Source organism: Variovorax sp. H27-G14, from assembly GCF_046156345.1.
In the GTDB taxonomy this organism is placed as follows: domain Bacteria; phylum Pseudomonadota; class Gammaproteobacteria; order Burkholderiales; family Burkholderiaceae_C; genus Variovorax.
The window spans coordinates 126,739-146,277 of the sequence record NZ_JAYLVN010000005.1 but is presented as its reverse complement, the minus strand read 5'-3'; the positions used below and the strand labels follow the sequence as shown (position 1 = coordinate 146,277).

General features: G+C 64.5%; 18 protein-coding genes. 7 read left to right on the top strand and 11 right to left on the bottom strand.

From position 1 onward, the window contains the following. Positions 1-31: 31 nt before the first annotated feature. Positions 32-787: a molybdate ABC transporter substrate-binding protein gene (locus VLK31_RS15945; RefSeq protein ID WP_409169387.1), complete on the bottom strand. Its 756-nt coding sequence runs from the start codon at positions 785-787 to the stop codon at positions 32-34. Between the two features lie 158 nt (positions 788-945). On the opposite strand from VLK31_RS15945, the gene VLK31_RS15940 reads away from it, so the two are divergent. Further along, positions 946-1,338 (top strand): hypothetical protein, encoded by a 393-nt coding sequence (locus VLK31_RS15940; RefSeq protein ID WP_409169386.1) that lies wholly within the window; start codon positions 946-948, stop codon positions 1,336-1,338. 40 nt (positions 1,339-1,378) lie between these two features. Beyond that, on the top strand, positions 1,379-2,332 hold the full coding sequence (locus VLK31_RS15935; RefSeq protein WP_409169385.1) for a phosphate acetyltransferase: 954 nt from the start codon (positions 1,379-1,381) through the stop codon (positions 2,330-2,332). Between the two features lie 42 nt (positions 2,333-2,374). On the opposite strand, the gene VLK31_RS15930 is transcribed toward VLK31_RS15935, so the two are convergent. Further along, positions 2,375-3,838 (bottom strand): NAD-dependent succinate-semialdehyde dehydrogenase, encoded by a 1,464-nt coding sequence (locus tag VLK31_RS15930; RefSeq protein ID WP_409169384.1) that lies wholly within the window; start codon positions 3,836-3,838, stop codon positions 2,375-2,377. A 20-nt stretch (positions 3,839-3,858) separates the two neighbouring features. Beyond that, positions 3,859-5,127 (bottom strand): 4-aminobutyrate--2-oxoglutarate transaminase, encoded by a 1,269-nt coding sequence (locus tag VLK31_RS15925; protein WP_409169383.1) that lies wholly within the window; start codon positions 5,125-5,127, stop codon positions 3,859-3,861. A gap of 120 nt (positions 5,128-5,247) precedes the next feature. Here VLK31_RS15925 and VLK31_RS15920 point away from each other — a divergent pair, with 120 nt between their 5' ends. Continuing rightward, positions 5,248-6,795, top strand: a complete 1,548-nt coding sequence (locus VLK31_RS15920; RefSeq protein WP_409169382.1) for a PLP-dependent aminotransferase family protein — start codon at positions 5,248-5,250, stop codon at positions 6,793-6,795. A gap of 11 nt (positions 6,796-6,806) precedes the next feature. Continuing rightward, positions 6,807-7,403, top strand: coding sequence for a DNA-3-methyladenine glycosylase (locus VLK31_RS15915; protein ID WP_409169381.1), 597 nt, complete (start codon positions 6,807-6,809; stop codon positions 7,401-7,403). Positions 7,404-8,487: 1,084 nt separating this feature from the next. On the opposite strand, the gene VLK31_RS15910 is transcribed toward VLK31_RS15915, so the two are convergent. The 6 genes from VLK31_RS15910 to VLK31_RS15885 form a co-directional block, all read right to left on the bottom strand. Then, complete coding sequence (locus tag VLK31_RS15910) at positions 8,488-8,964, bottom strand: OmpA family protein (RefSeq protein ID WP_409169380.1); 477 nt, start codon at positions 8,962-8,964, stop codon at positions 8,488-8,490. Positions 8,965-9,010: 46 nt separating this feature from the next. Further along, positions 9,011-9,334: a hypothetical protein gene (locus VLK31_RS15905; RefSeq protein WP_409169379.1), complete on the bottom strand. Its 324-nt coding sequence runs from the start codon at positions 9,332-9,334 to the stop codon at positions 9,011-9,013. A 49-nt stretch (positions 9,335-9,383) separates the two neighbouring features. Then, the gene (locus VLK31_RS15900) at positions 9,384-9,728 is read right to left on the bottom strand and encodes a DUF6896 domain-containing protein (protein ID WP_409169378.1); all 345 of its coding nucleotides are present in this window, start codon (positions 9,726-9,728) and stop codon (positions 9,384-9,386) included. Positions 9,729-9,925: 197 nt separating this feature from the next. Then, positions 9,926-10,207 (bottom strand): hypothetical protein, encoded by a 282-nt coding sequence (locus tag VLK31_RS15895; protein WP_409169377.1) that lies wholly within the window; start codon positions 10,205-10,207, stop codon positions 9,926-9,928. 1,721 nt (positions 10,208-11,928) lie between these two features. Continuing rightward, the gene (locus VLK31_RS15890; protein WP_409169376.1) at positions 11,929-12,360 is read right to left on the bottom strand and encodes a hypothetical protein; all 432 of its coding nucleotides are present in this window, start codon (positions 12,358-12,360) and stop codon (positions 11,929-11,931) included. A gap of 647 nt (positions 12,361-13,007) precedes the next feature. Then, entirely contained in the window at positions 13,008-13,283 is a 276-nt protein-coding gene (locus VLK31_RS15885) for a hypothetical protein (RefSeq protein ID WP_409169375.1), read from the bottom strand. Between the two features lie 332 nt (positions 13,284-13,615). On the opposite strand from VLK31_RS15885, the gene VLK31_RS15880 reads away from it, so the two are divergent. After that, positions 13,616-14,170: a DUF427 domain-containing protein gene (locus VLK31_RS15880; protein ID WP_409169374.1), complete on the top strand. Its 555-nt coding sequence runs from the start codon at positions 13,616-13,618 to the stop codon at positions 14,168-14,170. Positions 14,171-14,350: 180 nt separating this feature from the next. Here VLK31_RS15880 and VLK31_RS15875 read toward each other — a convergent pair whose 3' ends face one another. Then, a complete protein-coding gene (locus VLK31_RS15875) occupies positions 14,351-14,740 on the bottom strand; it encodes a VOC family protein (protein WP_409169373.1) in 390 nt (129 codons plus the stop codon). Positions 14,741-14,908: 168 nt separating this feature from the next. Between VLK31_RS15875 and VLK31_RS15870 the strand changes: the two genes are divergently transcribed. Next, the gene (locus tag VLK31_RS15870; RefSeq protein WP_409169372.1) at positions 14,909-15,259 is read left to right on the top strand and encodes a hypothetical protein; all 351 of its coding nucleotides are present in this window, start codon (positions 14,909-14,911) and stop codon (positions 15,257-15,259) included. 48 nt (positions 15,260-15,307) lie between these two features. Here VLK31_RS15870 and VLK31_RS15865 read toward each other — a convergent pair whose 3' ends face one another. Beyond that, on the bottom strand, positions 15,308-18,925 hold the full coding sequence (locus VLK31_RS15865) for an indolepyruvate ferredoxin oxidoreductase family protein (RefSeq protein WP_409169371.1): 3,618 nt from the start codon (positions 18,923-18,925) through the stop codon (positions 15,308-15,310). Between the two features lie 92 nt (positions 18,926-19,017). Between VLK31_RS15865 and VLK31_RS15860 the strand changes: the two genes are divergently transcribed. After that, positions 19,018-19,539, top strand: a complete 522-nt coding sequence (locus VLK31_RS15860) for an Lrp/AsnC family transcriptional regulator (RefSeq protein ID WP_409169370.1) — start codon at positions 19,018-19,020, stop codon at positions 19,537-19,539.

Genomic DNA, 19,539 nt, shown 5'->3' with positions numbered 1-19,539 from the left:
GCGCCTGAATGACCCGGGTCGTGAGCACCGTTCAGGGCGCTTCCATGCCCTTTTGCGCAAGCACCGCGCGCGCCTCCGCGCTGCCCAGCAGCGCCAGAAAAGCCTGCGCGGCCGATGCATCGCGCGCCGCCGACCCCACCGCGCCGGCATACACGGTGTAGTTCTGAATCTCCGCCGGAATCGGGCCGACCAGCATGGCGCCCGGCACCGCAAGAATCTCGCTGACCTGGTGCACCGCGATGTCGGCCTCGCCGTTGACCACGCGCTGCGCCACCAGCCCGCCGGGCACCAGCACCGCCTTGGCCTGGATCTGCGGCGCAACGCCCATCTTCACGAACAGCTGCGACAGGTACACGCCGCTGGAGCCGCCCGCCGCGGGGTCGATGTAGGCGACCGCGCGCGCGTCCAGCAGCGCCTGCTTGAAGGCGGCCACGCTGGAGATGTCGGGCGCGGGCGCGCCCTGCTTCACCGCCACGCCAATGGCCACGCGCGCCAGCCGCGCAGAGGTGCCCGGCACCACCTTGCCCGCCGCCGCAAGCTGCTCGATGGCTGCCGGCGTGAGCACCACCAGGTCAAAGGCCTCGCCATTGCCGATGCGCTTTTGCAGTGCGCCGGCGGTGTCGTTGTCGATGCTGAGCTTGTGGCCGGTGCGCTGCTCGAACACCGGCGCCAGCGCTACCACCACAGGCTTGAAGGCGCCGGCGGTGAGCACCTTCAGGTCGGCGGCCAGGGCGCTGGTGCCCAGGGTCAGGAGCGCGAGGGTCAACGTGAGGATGGGTTTTTTCATGCGTTTGCCTTGAAGGAGCAGTTCAACCACTGCCGGCGCAGTCTCTCCCATTTACGCTGCCGTGGAATGCCCCTTTCACGCGGCATCGACTAAGCTTTGCCGCCATGCAGTTCCCGTTTCATCGCAAGACCCGATGGCTGTGCGCCGCCGTCCTTTCCATGGCTTGCCTCCACAACGCGCTGGCCGCCGACGACGAGTCGGTGCGCGAGCTGGCAGAGGCCTCCCAGCAGATGCTCAACGACCTGGCCAGCCAGGTGATCAGCCTGCGCGCGATGGCCGAGCGCAAGGCGCTCGACACCGTCACCCAGCGGCTCGACAAACAGGTGGCGCAATGGCCCACCGAAACCGACGCCACCGAAAAGTACCGCCCGTGCAAGCAGGCGCTCGAACGCGCCGCGCAGCTCGCGCGGCTCACGCATGCCAAGGCCGCGAACCCGAAGGCGGCCACGCCGGCGGACGAGAAGGCCTGGCTGCAGGAGCACGCCAGCCTCACGGACCGCCGCGCGGTCTGCGAGCGCGTGCTGCGACAGCCGGTGATTCGCGCGTCCTGACGGGCGCTCCCCTTTTTCCATTCCTCGTTCTGGAGCCCGCATGGCGCTTTCATCCCCCGCCGCACACCCCCACTACGACCGCCTGATTGCCGCCGCACGCGCGCTGCCGCCGCTGCGCGTGGCGGTGGTGCATCCGGTGAACGACGTGTCTCTGGAGGCGGTGCTGTCGTCGGTGCGGCTGGGCCTGGTGGCGCCGGTGCTCATCGGGCCGCGCGCGCGTATCGAGGCGGCGGCGCAGTCCATTGGCGCGGACATCTCCGCCTTCGAGATCGTCGATGCGCCGCACAGCCACGCCGCGGCCGACGCGGCGGTGGCCATGGCGCTGCGCGGCGAGGTCGACGCGCTGATGAAGGGCAGCCTGCACACCGACGAGCTCATGGGCGCGGTGGTGCGCCGTGAGGGCGGGCTGCGCACCTCGCGCCGCATCAGCCACTGCTTTGTGATGGACGTGCCGGGCCATTCGCAGCCGCTGATCATTTCCGACGCGGCCATCAATATCGCGCCCACGCTCGAAGAAAAGGTCGACATCGTGCAGAACGCGATCGACCTGGCGCATGCGTTGCACATGCCCGCCGTGCGCGTGGCGCTGCTGTCGGCCACCGAGACGGTGAACGCCAAGGTGCCCTCCACGCTCGACGCGGCCGTGCTGTGCAAGATGGCCGACCGCGGCCAGATCACCGGTGCTCAGCTCGACGGCCCGCTGGCCATGGACAACGCCATCGACCCCGAGGCCGCGCGCATCAAGGGCATCGTGTCGCCGGTGGCGGGCCGCGCCAACGTGCTGATCGTGCCCGACCTGGACGCAGGCAACATGCTCGCGAAGAGCCTCACCTTTCTGGGCGGCGCCTATGCCGCGGGCATCGTGCTGGGCACCAAGGTGCCGGTGATTCTCACGAGCCGCGCCGATTCGGAACCGGCACGGCTCGCCTCCTGCGCGGTGGCCTCGATGCTCGCCAAAGCGGGGCGCGAGCGGCTCATCAAGGCCGTGGGCTGAGCCCTTCGAGGCAGCGCCCGGTGCCTCGAAGAGCCCAGTGCCTCAGTCCTGCATGCAGAGGTACTTCAGCTCCAGGTAGTCCTCGATGCCGTGGCGCGAGCCTTCGCGGCCCAGGCCCGACTGCTTCACGCCGCCGAAGGGCGCCACCTCGTTGGAAATGAGCCCGGTGTTGATGCCCACCATGCCCGTCTCCAGCTGCTCGCCCACGCGCCAGATGCGGCGGCGGTCTTCGGTGAACACGTAGGCCGCCAGGCCGAACACCGTGTCGTTGGCCATGGCAATGGCTTCTTCTTCGGTGTCGAAGCGAAACAGCGGCGCCAGCGGGCCGAAGGTTTCTTCGCGCGCCACGCGCATCTGCTGCGTCACGCCGGTGAGCACCGTGGGCTCGAAGAAGGTGCCGCCCATCGCATGCGGCTTGCCGCCGGTGCGCAACTGCGCGCCCTGCGTGAGCGCATCGTCGATGTGCTCGCGCACCTTGGCCACGGCGCGCGTGTCGATCAGCGGGCCCTGCGTAACGCCGGCTTCCAGCCCGTTGCCCACGCGCATCGCTTCCACCACCTCCACGAGGCGCTGCGACAGCGCGTCGTAGATGCCCGACTGCACATAGATGCGGTTGGCGCACACGCAGGTCTGGCCCGCGTTGCGGAACTTGGAGGCGACGATGCCTTCGACCGCGCGCTCCAGGTCGGCGTCGTCGAACACGATCAGCGGCGCATTGCCGCCCAGCTCCAGCGACAGCTTCTTGATGGTGGGCGCGCATTGCTGCATCAGCAGGCGGCCCACCCCGGTGGAGCCGGTGAAGCTGAGCTTGCGCACCGTGTCGCTCTCGCACAGCGCGGCGCCAATGGCCGGCGCGTCCCCGGTCACGATCTGCAGCACGCCCGGCGGTAGGCCGGCCTCCAGCGCCAGCACGCCGAGCGCGAACGCGCTCAGCGGCGTGAGCTCGGCCGGCTTCACGACGATGGTGCAGCCCGCGGCCAGCGCGGGGCCGACCTTGCGCGTGATCATCGCGGCCGGAAAGTTCCACGGCGTGATGGCCGCGCACACGCCAATCGGCTGCTTGAGCACCACGATGTGCTGGCCGCCGCGCTGCGGCTGCATCACTTCGCCGTCGACGCGCTTGGCCTCTTCGGCAAACCATTCGATGAACGAGGCGGCGTAGGCGATTTCTCCGCGCGCTTCGGCCAGCGGCTTGCCTTGCTCCAGCGTCATGAGGCGGCCCAGGTCGTCCTGGTGCGCAAGCATCAGGTCGGCCCAGCGGCGCAGCACCTGGGCGCGTTCGCGGGCGGTGCGTGCACGCCAGGCGGGCAGCGCGGCGGCTGCGCCGGCGATGGCGCGCTCGGTTTCGCTGCGGCCCATGCGGGGCACGTCGGCAATGTGCTTGCCGGTGGCGGGGTCGGTCACGGCGAGCGTGGCGCCGCTGTCGGCGGCGGTCCATTCGCCGTTGATGAGGCAGGCCTGCTGCAGCAGGTCGGGGCGCTTCAGGCCGAGGTTGTCAGCGGTCATTGGGTTGGTCATGTGGATGCTCAGCCCTTCAGTGCGTCGTCGATGATGTTCAGCGCGCGTTCGAACAGCGCATCGGGAATGGTCAGCGGGTACAGAAAGCGAATCACGTTGCCGTACATGCCGCAGCTCAGCAGCAGCAGGCCGTGTTCCATCGCCTTGGCCTGCACGCGCTTCACGGCCTCGGCGTCGGGTGCGCCGGTGGCGGGGTCGCACAGCTCGATGGCCACCATCGAGCCCTGTGCGCGCACCTCTGCAATGGCCTTGTTCGATTCCTTGGCGTCGAGCAGGCGCGACACCAGGCGCGAGCCCAGCTCGGCGGCGCGGTCGCACAGCTTCTCTTCGACGATCACGTCTAGCACCGCATGCGCGGAGGCCACGGCCAGCGGGTTGCCGGCGTAGGTGCCGCCCAGGCCGCCCGGCGCGGGCGCGTCCATGATGTGCGCGCGCCCGGCCACCGCCGACAGCGGCATGCCGCCCGCAAGGCTCTTGGCCAGCGTGATGAGGTCGGGCTCCACGCCGTGGTGCTGCATGGAAAACAGCTTGCCGGTGCGCGCAAAGCCGCTCTGCACCTCGTCGGCAATCAACACGATGCCGTGCGCGTCGCACAGCGCGCGCAGGCCCTGCATCAGCTCGGTGGGCGCCACGTTGAAACCGCCCTCGCCCTGCACCGGCTCGATGACGATGGCGGCCACGCGCGTAGGCTCGATGTCGGCCTTGAACAGGCGCGCCAATGCGGCCAGCGAATCGGCCGCGCTCACGCCTTGCAGCGCGCTGGGAAACGGCACATGGAACACGTCGGCCGGGAACGGGCCAAAGCCCAGCTTGTACGGCGCCACCTTGCCGGTCATGGCCAGCGTCATGAGCGTGCGGCCATGAAAGCCGCCACCAAAGGCGATGACGCCGGGGCGGCCGGTGTGGGCGCGGGCGATTTTCACGGCGTTTTCCAGTGCCTCTGCGCCGGTGGTGAAGAAGGCGGTTTTCACCGGGCCCGAGATGGGCACCAGCGCGTTCAGGCGCTCGGCCAGCGAGATCACGCTTTCGTACGGAACGATCTGGTAGGCCGTGTGCGTGAACTGGGCCAGCTGCGCCTGGATGGCCGCCACCAGGCGCGGATGGCGGTGGCCGGTGTTCAGCACGGCAATGCCGGCGGCAAAGTCGATGTACTCGCGGCCCTCCACGTCCCACAGGCTGGCGTTCTCGGCGCGCTGGGCATGAAAGTCGCACATCACGCCCACGCCGCGCGGGGTGGCGGCGAGGCGGCGGGTCTTGAGTTCGCTGTTGGTGGTCATGGAAGGGTCCGGTTGAAAAAAGGGGCTGGTGGGCTTTGAACAGATCTGATTGAATCGGCTATTGGCCCCACCGAAAAGATCCAATTTCGCTCCAATGCATGGGGCCAATCAAAAAACCGCATGAAATCCATCTGCGCCGACCTGGTGCTGCAGCGCATGGCACCCAAAGCAAATGCCGCCGATGCCACCAATGCCACAGATGGCACGAGCCCCGCGCTCAACCGCCAGCTGTACGACTGCCTGCGCGAGGCCATCCTCGACGGCAGCCTGCCGCCGTCGAGCCCCCTGCCCGCCTCGCGCGACCTGGCGCGCGAAACCGCCATGTCGCGCAACACCGTGCTGCACGCCTATGCGCAACTGCAGGCCGAGGGCTATGTGCATTCGCGCGTGGGCAGCGGCACCTTCGTGGCAGCGACCACGCCAGAGAGCCAGCTGAGCGCCGGCCGCGCGCGCGCCACCGCGCCCGAGGCGCCCGGCGCCGTGCGGCTCGCCAAGCGCGCGCAGGCGCTGGTGGCCGATGCCTCCGCCGCGCCGCGCCAGTGGGGCGCCTTCATGCCCGGCGTGCCCGACGTCACGCAGTTTCCGCACCGCACCTTCGGGCGCATCGTGTCGCGGCTGTGGCGCGCGCCCGCGCCCGAGCTGCTGACGTACTCGCACGGCGGCGGCCACCCGGCCCTGCGCGAGGCCATTGCCGAGCACCTGCGCGTGGCACGCGCGGTGCGCTGCAACGCCGACCAGGTGCTGGTGACCGAGGGCGTGCACCAGGCCATCGACCTGTCGCTGCGCATGCTGGCCGACCCGCGCGACACGGTGTGGGTGGAAGAGCCGGGCTACTGGGGCTTTCACAAGGTGCTGCAGATGGACAGCACGCGCGTGCGTGCGCTCAAGGTGGAAGTGGGCGACGACGACCCCCAGGCCGGCTGGCCGCGCGGCGGCACACCGCCGCGGCTGATGTTCGTGACGCCGTCGCACCAATACCCACTGGGCTCCGTGATGAGCCTGGCGCGGCGGCGCGCGTTGCTCGACCATGCGCGCGCCTCGGGCGGCTGGATCTTCGAGGACGACTACGACAGCGAATTCCGCTTTGCGGGCCGCCCCATTCCGTCGATGCAGGGGCTGGAGGCCGACAGCCCGGTGATCTACGTCGGCACCTTCAGCAAGACCTTGTTCCCCGGCTTGCGCGTGGGCTACATGGTGCTGCCGCGCGCGCTGGCCGCGCCCTTTCGCACCGCGCATGCCGACCTGTACCGCGAGGGCCACGCGCTCACGCAGGTGGCGCTGGCCGAGCTGATCGACCAGGGCCACTACGCAGCGCACATCCGGCGCATGCGGGTGCTGTATGCGCGAAGGCGCGCGCTGCTGGCGGGGTTGATTGCCACGCACCTGGGGCCCGCGTACCTGCATCCGCAGGCCAGCAACGCCGGTCTGCACCTGGTGCTGCAGTTGCCCGAAGGCAGCGACGACGTCGCGATTTCAAGCGACGCCGAGGCGCACGGCGTGCTCACCCGGCCGCTGTCGCGCTACTACCGCCGCAGCGGCGCGCAACGCGGCTTGCTGCTGGGCTATGCGTGCGTGCAGGAGGCCGACATAGAACCTGCGTTCATGGTGCTGCTGGCGTGCCTGCAACGTGCGCAGGTGCTACAGCAGGCTGCGCAATTGCACGTCTAACATCGGCGCGCATGCCTTCCACCGCCCTGCTCCCCATCGCTGAATCCATCGACTTCAACGGCCCGTCGCAGGACGTGGCGCGCCGGCTGATCGGCGTGACCGTGCTGATCGACGGCGTGGGCGGGCGCATCGTGGAGACCGAGGCGTACGACAGCACCGAGCCGGCCGCGCACGGCTTTGGCGGCCTGCGGCCCCACAACGCCGCGCTGTTCGGGCCGCCAGGGCATGCGTATGTGTACCGCTCCTACGGCATTCACTGGTGCCTGAACTTCGTTTGCCGTGAGGCCGGGCATGGCGCAGGGGTGCTGATTCGCGCGCTGGAGCCGACCCACGGCATCGAGCGCATGCGGGTGCGGCGCGGGCTCGATGAGATGCGGCTGCTGTGTGCCGGGCCTGGCCGGGTGGGACAGGCGCTGGGCATCGACCGCAGCTTCGACGGCATGGCGCTGAGCGCGCCGCCCTTCGAACTGCTCGCGCCCGTCGGCGGCCAACCGGCGCTGGCACTGGCGGTGGGGCCCCGCATCGGTATATCGAAAGCGATCGAGCTGCCGTGGCGCTTTGGCGAGAAGGGCTCGCGCTATTTGAGCAAGCCGTTTCCGCGGGTGTAGCCGGGCGGAATGAAGGCTCCGGCGCAATGCCGGGGCGCGCAATTTTGTGTCTTGAGCGGAAGCAAATGTGGCCTTTCCATGCACGCACGCGCGGCGTATTGCGGAAGCTGCATTTGTTGGCGCTTGTCGGAATTTAGTGCCGCGCAAAACGGCTGAGAAGGCCCGGCTGTTCTCTAAAGTGAATGCCCCTGTCACTCACAACCCCGCCAAGGGAACAAGGAAGGCGCCACACACACAGCCATACAAATTTTTTGAAGACTGCTCGCCTCGCGGCAGGTTGTCGGTGCTGAACAAGCAACGATGCAGATGCGAGGTATCAAAGGCGACGGCCGGGATGCGACTAACACCCCGACCGTCTAACCAAAGAAGTGCACTTACCTCTTAAGGACCGCACAAAAATGGCTACCAAGACTATAGCCGGGGCCCCCTCGCCCCGAAATTCCCCCGACGAGACCGCCCAAGACCCGGCGGACCAGCTCGAAAACACACTCGCCCAACTCGAAGCCCTGCTGTGGGTCTGCCACGGGGAAGACATCGACTGGTGCAGCGGCACGGGACCGCGACAACTGGACAACCTGCTTTGGCTTGCGGCTGAATTGGCGCGTGAGGCTGGGGAGCTATTTCAGTTGAGCGAGAAGGCGCGGCATGAGGCCCTGAGGCTGACAGTTAGCGGCTGGTCTGCGGGCTGCGAGTTTCGCGGCCCGCCTGTGGCGCGGGATTCGTTTGCGGGGTAGCTCTGGGGCAGTTATGGGCACATTGCGGCCATTGGGCCCTCCAGAAAGCGGACGTTCATCGAAAGTCAGGATCAGAGCACGACGTACAGCCGCTTCGGGCCGAGGCTGTGTGAAAACGCTGGCGCTGTACCCATCGCATGAAAGCCGACCTCTCAGATCGCGCCAGGATCGACGATCAAGGGTTCGGGAATGGTTTGGCTACCCACAAAAACATGACCTTCGAACGTTTTCACACAGCCTCGGCCCGAAGCCGACACGCGGTCCGCTCGAAAGCGGGCGATCGCGTGGAGGCGGTTTCTCTCCATGGCGAACAGTAGCCCTGTCTGCGCAGTGCGGGCGCGGACGAAAGGCTATGGAAGTTGGCCTCGTGGACCGCATTCTTCACCCCACCCCATTGGTGGTTTTGCGAAAGACACCTCAAGCTCCACATGCCGATTGGCGGCACGCCCCGCCTCCGTAGCGTTGCTCTTGACAGGTTCTGTGTCAGAACCATTCCTGATCACGATGTGCTCAATGGCAGCAGGCGAAGCAAGCATCAATGCCCGGACTGCCAATGCACGACCCAATGCAAGATTTTCCGGATTCCCCTCACCTTTCGCGGCGTGCGCGTACAACCTCAACACATCAACCCTGCCGCCCTTGAGTTTGCAAACTAGTCTCTCCAGTTCCACGACGGCATTTGGCTCTAGCAGTGAACTGTTTTCTTTGAACCAGACATCGGTAGTCATGTGTAGCGGGGTCGTCGCAAGAGCAACGGAACACGCCAACGTCAATGGAAGCATCATCGCGATACGGATCGCTGCAAGTGAAGCGGCGGAAGAGTTCATTCGGTGAAATTCTTCTGTGAGGTTGAAGTTTCGGTTCTGACTGAATTCATTCCACCGTTTCTTCGAGGGCCGGTCTTGGCCGCTTGCCGTCCGCTGCTCGTTGAGCGCCTTCAAGGGCCGCGATGTATGGCAAGACTTGCGGATGGGCCTGAACCCACTGCTCGCCCAAAAACGTCGATACGGAGCCCGGGCCGGTAACGCTCACCATTGCCCCAAACTTCGAAGCGGCCTGCAGCAGGTTGTGCGCTGCATGCATCACGTTTTCGCTTGCAGCCGACCGCGGCTCGCCAGCTTCGATGCCCCACTCCTTTTGAATCGCCGCGATGAGCTTGCCGGCGGCGGCCTCGAGAGGTATTCGTGAACGTGTCATGGGCGCAAATCTAACCTGCCCACGAAAGTCTGGTTCTGGCCGAGGGCTGTCAACCCATCGATGCTCGGTAAAGCAAAGACTCAGCCTCGTCATAGCGCAAAGGCTGACCCTTCGATTCGGCAAATTGCTGTACTCGCCAAGGATCAATTACCTCCGGATCGCTGACTGCCGTGTGCATGTCGACGACGAGGTGGGGCACTGGTGCTTGTCGGGTGAAGACCACGCCAGACCCGTGTTTCTGGGCCGCCCAATGCTCGCCGTGAACTTCGAGATCTTCAGCTATCTGAACGCCAAGAAGCCATTTGTTCCCTTGCACCTCGGGGTAACGCTGCAGCAGCGCGGCACTGAGCCTTCGCTGACACTCGAGCAGTTCTTGTATCAAGGCATCATTCATAGGTTGGTGGGGCGATGAGTTGAGCGTCTGGTTCTGGCCGAGGCTGTGTGAAAACGCTGGCGCTGTACCCATTGCATGAAAGCCGACCTCTCAGATCGCGCCAGGATCGACGATCAAGGGTTCGGGAATGGTTTGGCTACCCACAAAACCACGACCTTCGAACGTTTTCACACAGCCTCGGCCGTGAGCCGCCGATCTCAATGAATTGACCGGTGACCAGTGAATTTCAAGAAATCGGAATAGTGATAGAGACCCACAAGTATTCCGATTGCGTGAGCTAGTAGGAAGTAGCCGGCAAGAATCCAGAAGGGGGCCGCAACGAGGAGTGCTCCTATCTCGCTGAAATCCATAGCGGGGAACAACACCACAAGCGGGACGATGACGGACATGATCAGCACAGGAATCATGTAAAGCACGGAAAATTGGACACCACGAAATCTTACAGACGACTTCTCATCCCACAGGTTCGGTTGAATCATCAGCGGGATAGAGAAGAAGCGATATGGCTTTCCGGGTACGTGGGTTGGCGGAGGGTTCATCTTGAATGAGAAGAAGCGAGACGGTCGGCAAAGGTGCGCCCAGAACAATTTCGCTGCACGAGCCGCTGAGGGCCAGAGAAAGGCCGATTCGGCGCTTCTCACGAATGACTGGTCTTGGCCGACTGTTGCCTGTCGCCTCATGGGAGCAAAGGGCCCATACCGGTTGTACAGAATGCGTCGAAGCTGGCGTTCGTGTGCCGACGCAGCCATCCTCCATCTATACAGAATTGCGTCAACTTCGTCCTCGCGCAATGTTCGGCAGTCGGAATGCAAAGTTCCGAATTCCTCTCGCGATGCGGCCGTGGCCTCCTCGAGGCTGTACATCAGATGGTCCCCTTCGATGTCTTGCGAATCGGAATCGCGACAGCAAACCATCAAATACAGCCGAGGCTCTTCGCCTGATAAGCCACGCAGAGGTACCGACCTCACGGTAGGTCGTTTCCGGTATTTTTTCCTTACGGGTGCGACGAGATATTTGGGTTCACACATCATGAAAGATCTTGTGTCGATGGCCGCTGACCAGTCATGTTTCATGATGAAAAGCTCGACAAAGGAAACAAGAAGAGATTCTGCGTCACTTCGAACGTTTCCTTATGGCCGAGCAAGCATCATGGAAAAACTATTTTTTGCTGATATGTTCCATACCTGTAGCCTTTTTTGAGCAAACAGATGGCAAATGTGTCAGCGACGGATGCTGTCACTCCTGGTTCGGCGTGTCTTCCAGTGGGATCCAACAGGGCTGCTGGATACCAAGCCAGTGCGACCTGCGGAGCACCGTTTGCGAAGAATCGTAGTGAGTCACGCCCTTGTAAAAGCTTTTTATCGCTGCTAGAAATTTGAATTAGATTTACCGGATCGACACTCGTCGACCTGCATTGTTTGAGCATTTCCAATTGCACCTCTGTCGGCATTCTTGCCGGCGGAATTAGCGCAGCCACCTTATGTATCCGGAAATTCTCCGCTACCGAACTTGCGGTACTCTGCGGAGAGAACGGGCTAACGGCGATTAGGGTCAGGAGCGCGACGGATCTATGAAGGCGCGGCATTTGTACGTCCTGATGTTGAAGCTGAGCGGCGCCGCGAGGCGTCCGCTTGGACGGCCGGTATTGGCCGGTTATTGGCTGCTTCAGCAGCCCTTTGATTGAGTTCGCTCCCCGTCGATGAACGGAATTGAGTCAACTTCGTCCGGGTGCAACGGCGGCCAGTCGGACTCCAAAATTCCATAATCCACCTGAGCCTGGTTCATAGCCTCCTGGAGGCTGAACATCAAGTGGTCTCCTTCAATGTCCTTGGTGGCGAAATCGTAAAAGCAGACTTCCAGATACCACAGCTGGTCATCCCCTGCATACCAAGAGAGCAACCGACCTCACTGCTGGTCGAAATGGATTCTGCTTCCTTACGTTCGAAAAACAGGTTCTCTAGCGTGTGCTTCATCCCGAATTTTGCCGCAGCGTGGAACGACCGGTCTTGGCCGACCGTAGCCGCACCAACTGCTGGTGCAAAGGGCCGGAAGCAGACGTCGGTCTGCCGACCGTAGCCGGTCGCGCCGCCGTCGTGGACGGGTCCATCACAGTCCTTTGACCTTTTCGTAAGCGGACTTCCAACGCTCGCGACCAGTTCCGACTCGGCTTACCGAAGCGATGTCCAGTCAGTTGAAAAAATCAACTCTCACCGCGCCGAATGAGAACAAGCGCGACGCCACCAGCAAGTAGTGCTGACATGCCGTACTCAAAGCCATGAACATAGAGTGCTAACGCTCCCAGAATGAAGCCGAGACCCAGACTTGATGACTCTTCGCGTTGCTGCTCGGCCAGGAGTGCCATCAACAAGGCCCAAATTGCAAAGCAGACCGAGTACACAAGAATCCATTGAAGAACCCGGTCGTCCGTGAGGTCGAGAAGACCTCGCGGCCGCCACTCGGGCGCTTGACCTGGAGGCGGCGGTCGCACCAAACCCAGTCGATCCATCCAGGTTAGGAGATGGCCGGATCCCGGTATGCGCACGCGCTCGGCTTCCGTGATTCCGATGCCGGCGAGCAAGCCTGCAATACCGAAGAAAACAGATACAACGCCAAATCGATTTCTAGCTTCCATGGGCTGACAGCCTGACGTGATGTAGATTGCAACAAACTGAGGATCATGCCCGCCGTCTGCGAGTTGGCGTGAGTAAACGGCTACAAATCCTGAGCCAATTCACGCACCGCCGGGGAAGGTCTGGTGCTGGCCGATCACTGTCGTTTGCGTGGCCCGGAAAGACAGCCGCAATCACACACTAGCGATGCCTCCGAAGGGCGTAGACGCCGTCTGAGGGCGCGGATGCATTGCATGCCTGCACTTGGTCGCTCGTCCACCAACTTTTGAAGTCGTCGTCGAGAAGCGACTTGGGGAATCTGGACATGACACTCGACACAGCGGCTAGGGCATCACGTGCCGCGTTGCCATGTCGGCAGCTAATGTGTACGGCGCACGACGGAGCCTGCCCCAATGCTTGGACAAGCTCTTCAAACTCGTCCGCTTCGAGTTCGTCTTTCCACGTGTCGGCTTCATAGGGAAGGACTGAATACTCGTGAGAGGCAACGTCGCGGCGCCGGACTTCGTTGAATCCGTTCAGCACGTCAAGTAGCTTAGTTTCAGCGAAATAGATGACAACCCCGTCCATGATTCTCCTGTGCTCAGCAGCGAAAGCGAACTGATTGTGTCGGCATCGCGGACGACTGCTTCTGGCCGTCTGAGCCGCTTAGTCAACCATAGAAGGAGTAACCAGCCGACGCCAGGCAGCCGACGCACAGGACCCCGAAGAGCCAGACAGATTGGCTGAGGTCGCCGATGCCGCGGGTGGCGTTGTACTGCTTTCGCTTTTGTTGTTCTGCGAGCGAGACATGGGCGACGTCCTCATCCCAGCTCTTTGCGGTCAGAGAGTAAGGAACATTCTTCGCCGGCGTCGAGAGGCGCGCGGCGTCGTAGCCGAGATATGCAAAGACGGCAGCCGCAGTGAGCATTACCCAGGGGAAAATCATGGTCCAGATTGTTCGTGAAGCGTGAAGGAAAGCCCATCGGGTGTCGGCAGCGACAGTCCGCTAATTGCCGAATGTAGCCTCTCGGCTACCAGGCGCCTTGGGCCCATTGCAGTCACACCGCTGGGGGAACCACATGTCCGCCTTGCAGCGGCAGCGCCATTTCGCAGGTCCGAACAGTAGACATCCGGCCAAGCGCTGACGGCCAATGTTTTGGCTGCAGGTGCACATCGTCGGCATCACTGTCTCTGTCAAAAGCTGGTTGCTCCGAACCGCCTTGGGTTCTCGGCATTCGACCGCCACTTCGGGCTCGTCCATGTATCCTCCGAGCCATCATGAGCAGCGATTCCAAATGGCTTGAGAGTGCCCGCGCGCAGTGGCTTTGGCGAGGGCAAGAGCGGCCCCCGTTCGCCGATGTCCCTGCGTCAGGGCAGGTTTCGGTTTGGGATTTCCCGAGGCCGCCAGAGCTCGTACGCGAAGCACGTGAGATCGTCGTGCTCTGGGGCCATCTCGAGGTAGCGCGCACACGCGCCGCCTGGGCTGTCCGCGAAACGGCCCACCCACCCACGTTCTACCTGCCGCTGGTCGACGTACAGCTCGGACTGTTGCAGCCCGCTGGCGGTGGCTCGTTCTGTGAGTGGAAGGGACCGGCGCGCTATTGGAATCTGGTAGACGGCGCACGTCGCTTGGACCAGGTCGCCTGGAGCTACCCCCATCCGTTGTCTGGTGCCGAGCCACTCGCCGGCTGTGTGGCCTTCTATGCCCACAATCTTGACTGCCGTGTCGACGGATCGACGGCCCATCCACAGGAGGGCGCCTTCTATGGGGGCTGGATCACCCCCGACCTGGCGGGGCCCTTCAAAGGCGGACCCGGTAGCGGAGGTTGGTAGCCAGTCGGTTGCGGTGACCCGGTGCGCAAGCAAAGACAAACCGCACAATCTGGCCGACGCGGGACTGCCGCACTTGGCGTTCAGGGGAAGCCTGGCAGTGCAGGGAGCACATACACCTTCCTTTTGATGCCATCCAGCTCCCGCCGACGCGTTCTGAACTGCTCCGTTCCAACCTCGTCATTACGCCCCCCAACTCGCTTGCTGCAGCACCACGCGATACCCATCCGGGTCTGCAAACGTTCGCCCTTGCCGCTGCCAATACGGATTGAAGGAGGCAACCTCCGTGAATCCCGCAGCCAGCATATTGCTCGACAAGCGCTGCCATTCCACAAGATACGGCACATAGAAAACGCTGAGGTCGTCGACCGTGGGCGTCGGCACTATCGGCTGGTCGCGGCAATAGGTGAATGCGAAGTGGTAGGGCAACCCCGGTGAGCCGAGCAGGGCCGCATCAAAACCTTGGTGGCCCGCAAACCTTTCCAGTAGTCGCAGGCCAAGGCCGTCGCAATACATGGCGACGGAAACGTCCAACGAGCTGACCGGGCGAACAATTCGAAGTTGAGCGTTCATGCGAAAAAATTCTCCTTGAATGCATTGGCGCCATTGACGCCCTTGACGCCATCGACCTCAATTGAACCCGTTCCACCGGCGCATGCCCGGCCAGCCGGACGGGTGCTTTCCCTTATCTGCGCATCACACCTTCAACTTGTGCCATCAGTTGCCGATACACAAACAGTCATGTCAGATTCACCCTTCCACCGCCCGTCTCCGCTGCTGGCCATCCTGCCAAGGCAGAACATCATTCAAGACGACGGTGTGCATGTGCTCGTGTCGACAAAAGACGTCGAAGGCGCGCAAAGCGACGGCATGCTGCTGCGGCGATGCGACTTTTCGATCTCCACGCCGTTCGGGTACATGTGCCTAGGCCACTTCCGGCAGCTCTCTTCAAACTGCTGGCAGGCCTCGCTCGGCACACGGGTTGCGGTCGACGAAGGAGCCGTTCGGCCCGACAGGCTCTATGCGACGGAGCTCGACGCGCTGGTCAACCTGTGGGCGAGCCGGCGGCGGCTGACACCGGGCAAGGTCTGACGCTGCAGGCTCGGCCGCCTGGGTGCCTGCACCGGCGTTTCAACCTGCTCAGGCGCTGGTGCCCGCCACGATCGCAATGCCCCTGATCTGCCCCGCAGCAGCAGCAGCAGCGGTGCTCGGCTTCGCGTAGCGCAACGGCGCAAAGCGGTGCAGCAGCTCCGCCTCGCGCACGCGCGCTGATTCCAGGTTCGCCAGCTTCACATGCCCGAACCCGCGCACCGACATCGGCAGCGCGGCCACGCGTGCCGCGGTCGACTGGTTCTGCGCGGTCAGTTCGCCCGCCATGTCTTGCAGCAGGCCTTCGAAGTGCGCGATGAGCTCGCGCTCGGTTCGCCTTTCTTCGGTGTGGCCGAACAGGTCGAAGGCCGTGCCGCGCAGGCGCTTGCCGTGCGCAAGCCATTTCATGGCCGGCAGCATCCATGCACCGAGCCGAATCTTGGCCGGCGCCTGCCCGTTCACGGGGCGCGAGAGCAGCGGCGGGGCCATATGGAATTCGAGCTTCAGCTCACCTTCGAACTGGTCTTTCAGCTTCTGCATGAACGCGCCGTCGGTGTACAGGCGCGCGACCTCGTACTCGTCCTTGTAGCTCATGAGCTTCATCAGGCTGCGCGCCGCGTTGCGCGTGAAGGGCAGGCTCACATCTCCGCCCTGCAGCGCGGCCTCGGCCTTCTGCAGTGCGCGAATGCGCGTTTCGAAGCGCGTGGCCCATGCGGCGTTCTGGTAGCCGGTGAGGTGGCTGCGCGCATCGGCGATCAGCGTTTCCAGCGGGCGCTCGTCGCCTTGCTGCTGCGGTGCCTGCGCCGGCGCGGCGCGCAGTTGGTCGAGTGCCGCGGCGTCGCCGGCCGCCAGCCGGCCGAGCGAAAACGCCGACTGATTGGCTGCCACGGCCACGCCGTTGAGTTCAATCGCATGCATCAGCGCCTCCAGGCTCAGCGGCACCAGGCCGCGTTGCCAGGCGTAGCCGGTGGCCACGATGTTGGCGGCCAGCGTGTCGCCCAGAAACTCTTCGGCCAGGCTCTGCGCGTCGAAGGTCTCGACCTGTTCTTCACCGGCCACAAAGCGCATCTTCTCCAGCAGCAGGTCGACGTGCAGGTCGGCGTCGGGGTTGCGCAGCGACTCGGCCACAGGAATCTCATGCACGTTGGCCAGCACGCGCGTGCGGCCGTGGCGCACGGTTTGCAGTGCGTCGGGCGATGCGCCCACCACCACGTCGCAGGCCAGAATGGCATCGGCCTGCTGGGTGTCGATGCGCACCTGGTTCAACCGCTCGGGCGCATCGGCCATGCGCACAAAGCTCAGCACCGAGCCGCCCTTCTGCGCAAAGCCCATGAAGTCGAGCACGCTGGCCGACTTGCCTTCCAGATGCGCGGCCATGGCAATGACGGCGCCCACGGTCACCACGCCGGTGCCGCCCACGCCCGTTACCAGCAGGTCGTAAGGCGCGGTCCACGCATGCGCCGCGGGGTGGGGCAGCGCGGCCACGCGGTGCAGGAAGGCGTCGCGCCCGGCCGCCAGCGCACCGCTCTTGCGGCGCAGCTTGCCGCCGGTAACGCCCACGAAGCTGGGGCAGAAGCCCTTGGCGCAGGAGTAGTCCTTGTTGCAGCTGGTCTGGTCGATCTTGCGTTTGCGGCCCTGCGGTGTTTCTTGCGGCAGCACGGCCACGCAGTTGCTTTGCACGGTGCAGTCGCCGCAGCCTTCGCACACGGCCTCGTTGATGTACAGGCGCTTGGGCGGGTCGGCCAGCTCGCCCTTCTTGCGGCGGCGGCGCTTTTCTGCGGCGCAGGTCTGCTCGTAGATGAGCACGGTCACGCCGGGCATTTCCCGCAGGCGGCGCTGCACCTCGTCGAGCGCGGCGCGGTCGTGGAACTCGGTGCCTTGCGGAAAGCGGTTCTTGATGGCGTCGTACTTGTCGATGGCGTCGCTCACCACCACCACTTTGGTCACGCCCTCCGACTCGACCTGGCGCGCGATGGCGTCCACGCTGATGACGCCGTCGACCGGCTGGCCGCCGGTCATCGCCACCGCGTCGTTGAACAAAATCTTGTAGGTCAGCGTGGCCTTGGCCGCCACGGCCTGGCGAATGGCAAGGTAACCCGAGTGGTAGTAGGTGCCGTCGCCCAGGTTCTGGAACACGTGCGGTGTCTTGGTGAACATGGCGTGCGAGATCCAGTCGACGCCCTCCCCGCCCATTTGAATGAGGCCCGCGGTGCTGCGGTCCATCCAGTTGGCCATGAAGTGGCAGCCGATGCCGGCGCGCGCAGCGGAGCCTTCGGGCACCTTGGTGCTGGTGTTGTGCGGGCAGCCGGCGCAGAAGTACGGCACGCGCTTGACGGCATCGCTCGCGTTGCCCAGCAGTTCGGGCGGCGTGAAGTCGCGCACATGCTGCAGGTGGTCGCCCAGGTCGTGGTTGTCGGGGAAGTGCACGGCCAGCCAGTGCGCCACCAGCTCGATGAGGCGCGAGGGGCGCAGCTCGCCCAGCGCCGACACCAGCGGCTGGCCTTGGCGGTCGTGCTTGCCGACGAGCGCGGGGCGGGCATCGGCAGGGGCGTTGTAGAAGATGTCGCGCAGCTGCGTCTCGACCACCGCGCCCTTCTCTTCGACGATGAGGATCTCTTCGAGCCCCTGTGCAAAGGCCTTCAGGCGCGTTTGCTCCAGCGGAAAACTCAGGCCCACCTTGTACAGCCGCACACCGGCGCGCGCGAGCTGATCGGGCGACAGCTCCAGCCTGCGCAGCACCTCCATCAGGTCGTGGTGCGCCTTGCCGCAGGTGACGATGCCTACCTTGGCATGCGGGCTCACGATGACCTGGCGGTCGATGCTGTTGCGCTGGGTGAAGGCGGCGACGGCCGCAAGCTTGTCTTCGAGCCGCGACTCGATGCGCAATGAAGGCAGGTCGGGCCAGCGGTAGTGCAGGCCGTCGGGCGGTGCCTGGTGGCCGGTGGCGGCGCGCACGGTGTCGGCGCTTTCCCAGGCGGCAACGCGTGCGTTGACGGCGTCGAGGTCCACGGTGCCCGCGCTCTCCACAATTTCAGACAGCGCCGCCATGCCGACCCATGCGCCCGAGTAGCGCGAGAGCTCGTAGCCGTAAAGGCCGAACTCCAGGTACTCGGCCACGCTGGCCGGCTGCATCACGGGCATGCGCCAAGCCATGAAGGCGTGGTCGCTCTGATGCGGCATCGACGACGACACACACCCGTGGTCGTCGCCCGCCACCACCAGCACGCCGCCGTGCGGGGACGAGCCGTAGGCGTTGCCGTGCTTGAGCGCGTCGCCCGCGCGGTCCACGCCGGGGCCCTTGCCGTACCACATGGCGTACACGCCTTCCACGGTGCGCTCGGGGTCGGACTCCACGCGCTGCGTGCCCAGCACCTGCGTGGCGGCCAGCTCCTCGTTCACGGCGGGCACAAAGCGAATGCCGGTTTGCTTGAAGCGCTCGCCGGCCTTCCAGATCGCCTGGTCGACCATGCCCAGCGGCGAGCCGCGGTAGCCGCTGACAAAGCCCTGCGTGCGCAGGCCGCGCGCCGCGTCGCGCTGGCCCTGCATCGCCAGGATGCGAATCAGCGCCTGCGTGCCGGTGAGAAAGACCGAGCCTGTGGTGGCCCACAGGTTGTCGGAGAGCTGGTAGTCGGGCCGTCTGAGTGCAGCCGTGGCGTGGGGGGCGTTCATGGCCCAGATTGTTCGGCTGCACCCGGAGGAAGTGTTTCTTCAATACACTGGCGCAGACCCTTGTTTGAAGAAAAATCTTCTCGGAAACTGCGATGAATGTTGGTTCTGTTTCTCTCGATGAGCATTGCCTCAAGATTCTTTCTGCGCTGCAGCACGACGGCCGCCAGACGGTGCAGCAGATTTCCGAGGCCGTGGGGCTCTCGCCCACGCCGTGCTGGAAGCGCATCAAGGACATGGAGGCCGCCGGCGTGATTCGCGGCTACACCGCGCTGGTCGACCCCGAGCAGGTCGGCCTGCATGTGTCGGCCGTGGCCGAGGTCAACCTCGACCGGCACAGCGAAGAAATGGTGCAGCGCTTCGAGCAGGCGGTGGCCGCCAGCCCGCAAATCATTCGCTGCGTGTCGGCCACCGGGCCGGCCGACTACATCCTGAACGTGACGGTGCCCGACATGAAGCACTACGAGCGCTTTCTGCACGAGGTGCTGTTCAGCCTGCCGGGCGTGACGCACGTGCGCTCGAGCATCGTGCTGCGGGAGATCAAGTCGGAGACTGCCCTGCCGCTGGGGCACCTGCTGGCGGCGAAGGGGGGCGTGGCCAGCCCTCGGCGGGGCTGA

Excerpts from the sequence above, each read along its gene's own strand:
- VLK31_RS15910 (WP_409169380.1), bottom strand. The coding sequence starts at position 8,964 with ATGAACTCTTCCGCCGCTTCACTTGCAGCGATCCGTATCGCGATGATG.
- VLK31_RS15880 (WP_409169374.1), top strand. The coding sequence starts at position 13,616 with ATGAGCAGCGATTCCAAATGGCTTGAGAGTGCCCGCGCGCAGTGGCTT.
- VLK31_RS15865 (WP_409169371.1), bottom strand. The coding sequence starts at position 18,925 with ATGAACGCCCCCCACGCCACGGCTGCACTCAGACGGCCCGACTACCAG.
- VLK31_RS15925 (WP_409169383.1), bottom strand. The coding sequence starts at position 5,127 with ATGACCACCAACAGCGAACTCAAGACCCGCCGCCTCGCCGCCACCCCG.
- VLK31_RS15940 (WP_409169386.1), top strand. The coding sequence starts at position 946 with ATGGCTTGCCTCCACAACGCGCTGGCCGCCGACGACGAGTCGGTGCGC.
- VLK31_RS15895 (WP_409169377.1), bottom strand. The coding sequence starts at position 10,207 with ATGATTCAACCGAACCTGTGGGATGAGAAGTCGTCTGTAAGATTTCGT.
- VLK31_RS15945 (WP_409169387.1), bottom strand. The coding sequence starts at position 787 with ATGAAAAAACCCATCCTCACGTTGACCCTCGCGCTCCTGACCCTGGGC.
- VLK31_RS15890 (WP_409169376.1), bottom strand. The coding sequence starts at position 12,360 with ATGGAAGCTAGAAATCGATTTGGCGTTGTATCTGTTTTCTTCGGTATT.
- VLK31_RS15915 (WP_409169381.1), top strand. The coding sequence starts at position 6,807 with ATGCCTTCCACCGCCCTGCTCCCCATCGCTGAATCCATCGACTTCAAC.
- VLK31_RS15935 (WP_409169385.1), top strand. The coding sequence starts at position 1,379 with ATGGCGCTTTCATCCCCCGCCGCACACCCCCACTACGACCGCCTGATT.
- VLK31_RS15905 (WP_409169379.1), bottom strand. The coding sequence starts at position 9,334 with ATGACACGTTCACGAATACCTCTCGAGGCCGCCGCCGGCAAGCTCATC.
- VLK31_RS15870 (WP_409169372.1), top strand. The coding sequence starts at position 14,909 with ATGTCAGATTCACCCTTCCACCGCCCGTCTCCGCTGCTGGCCATCCTG.
- VLK31_RS15885 (WP_409169375.1), bottom strand. The coding sequence starts at position 13,283 with ATGATTTTCCCCTGGGTAATGCTCACTGCGGCTGCCGTCTTTGCATAT.
- VLK31_RS15900 (WP_409169378.1), bottom strand. The coding sequence starts at position 9,728 with ATGAATGATGCCTTGATACAAGAACTGCTCGAGTGTCAGCGAAGGCTC.
- VLK31_RS15860 (WP_409169370.1), top strand. The coding sequence starts at position 19,018 with ATGAATGTTGGTTCTGTTTCTCTCGATGAGCATTGCCTCAAGATTCTT.
- VLK31_RS15930 (WP_409169384.1), bottom strand. The coding sequence starts at position 3,838 with ATGACCGCTGACAACCTCGGCCTGAAGCGCCCCGACCTGCTGCAGCAG.
- VLK31_RS15875 (WP_409169373.1), bottom strand. The coding sequence starts at position 14,740 with ATGAACGCTCAACTTCGAATTGTTCGCCCGGTCAGCTCGTTGGACGTT.
- VLK31_RS15920 (WP_409169382.1), top strand. The coding sequence starts at position 5,248 with ATGAAATCCATCTGCGCCGACCTGGTGCTGCAGCGCATGGCACCCAAA.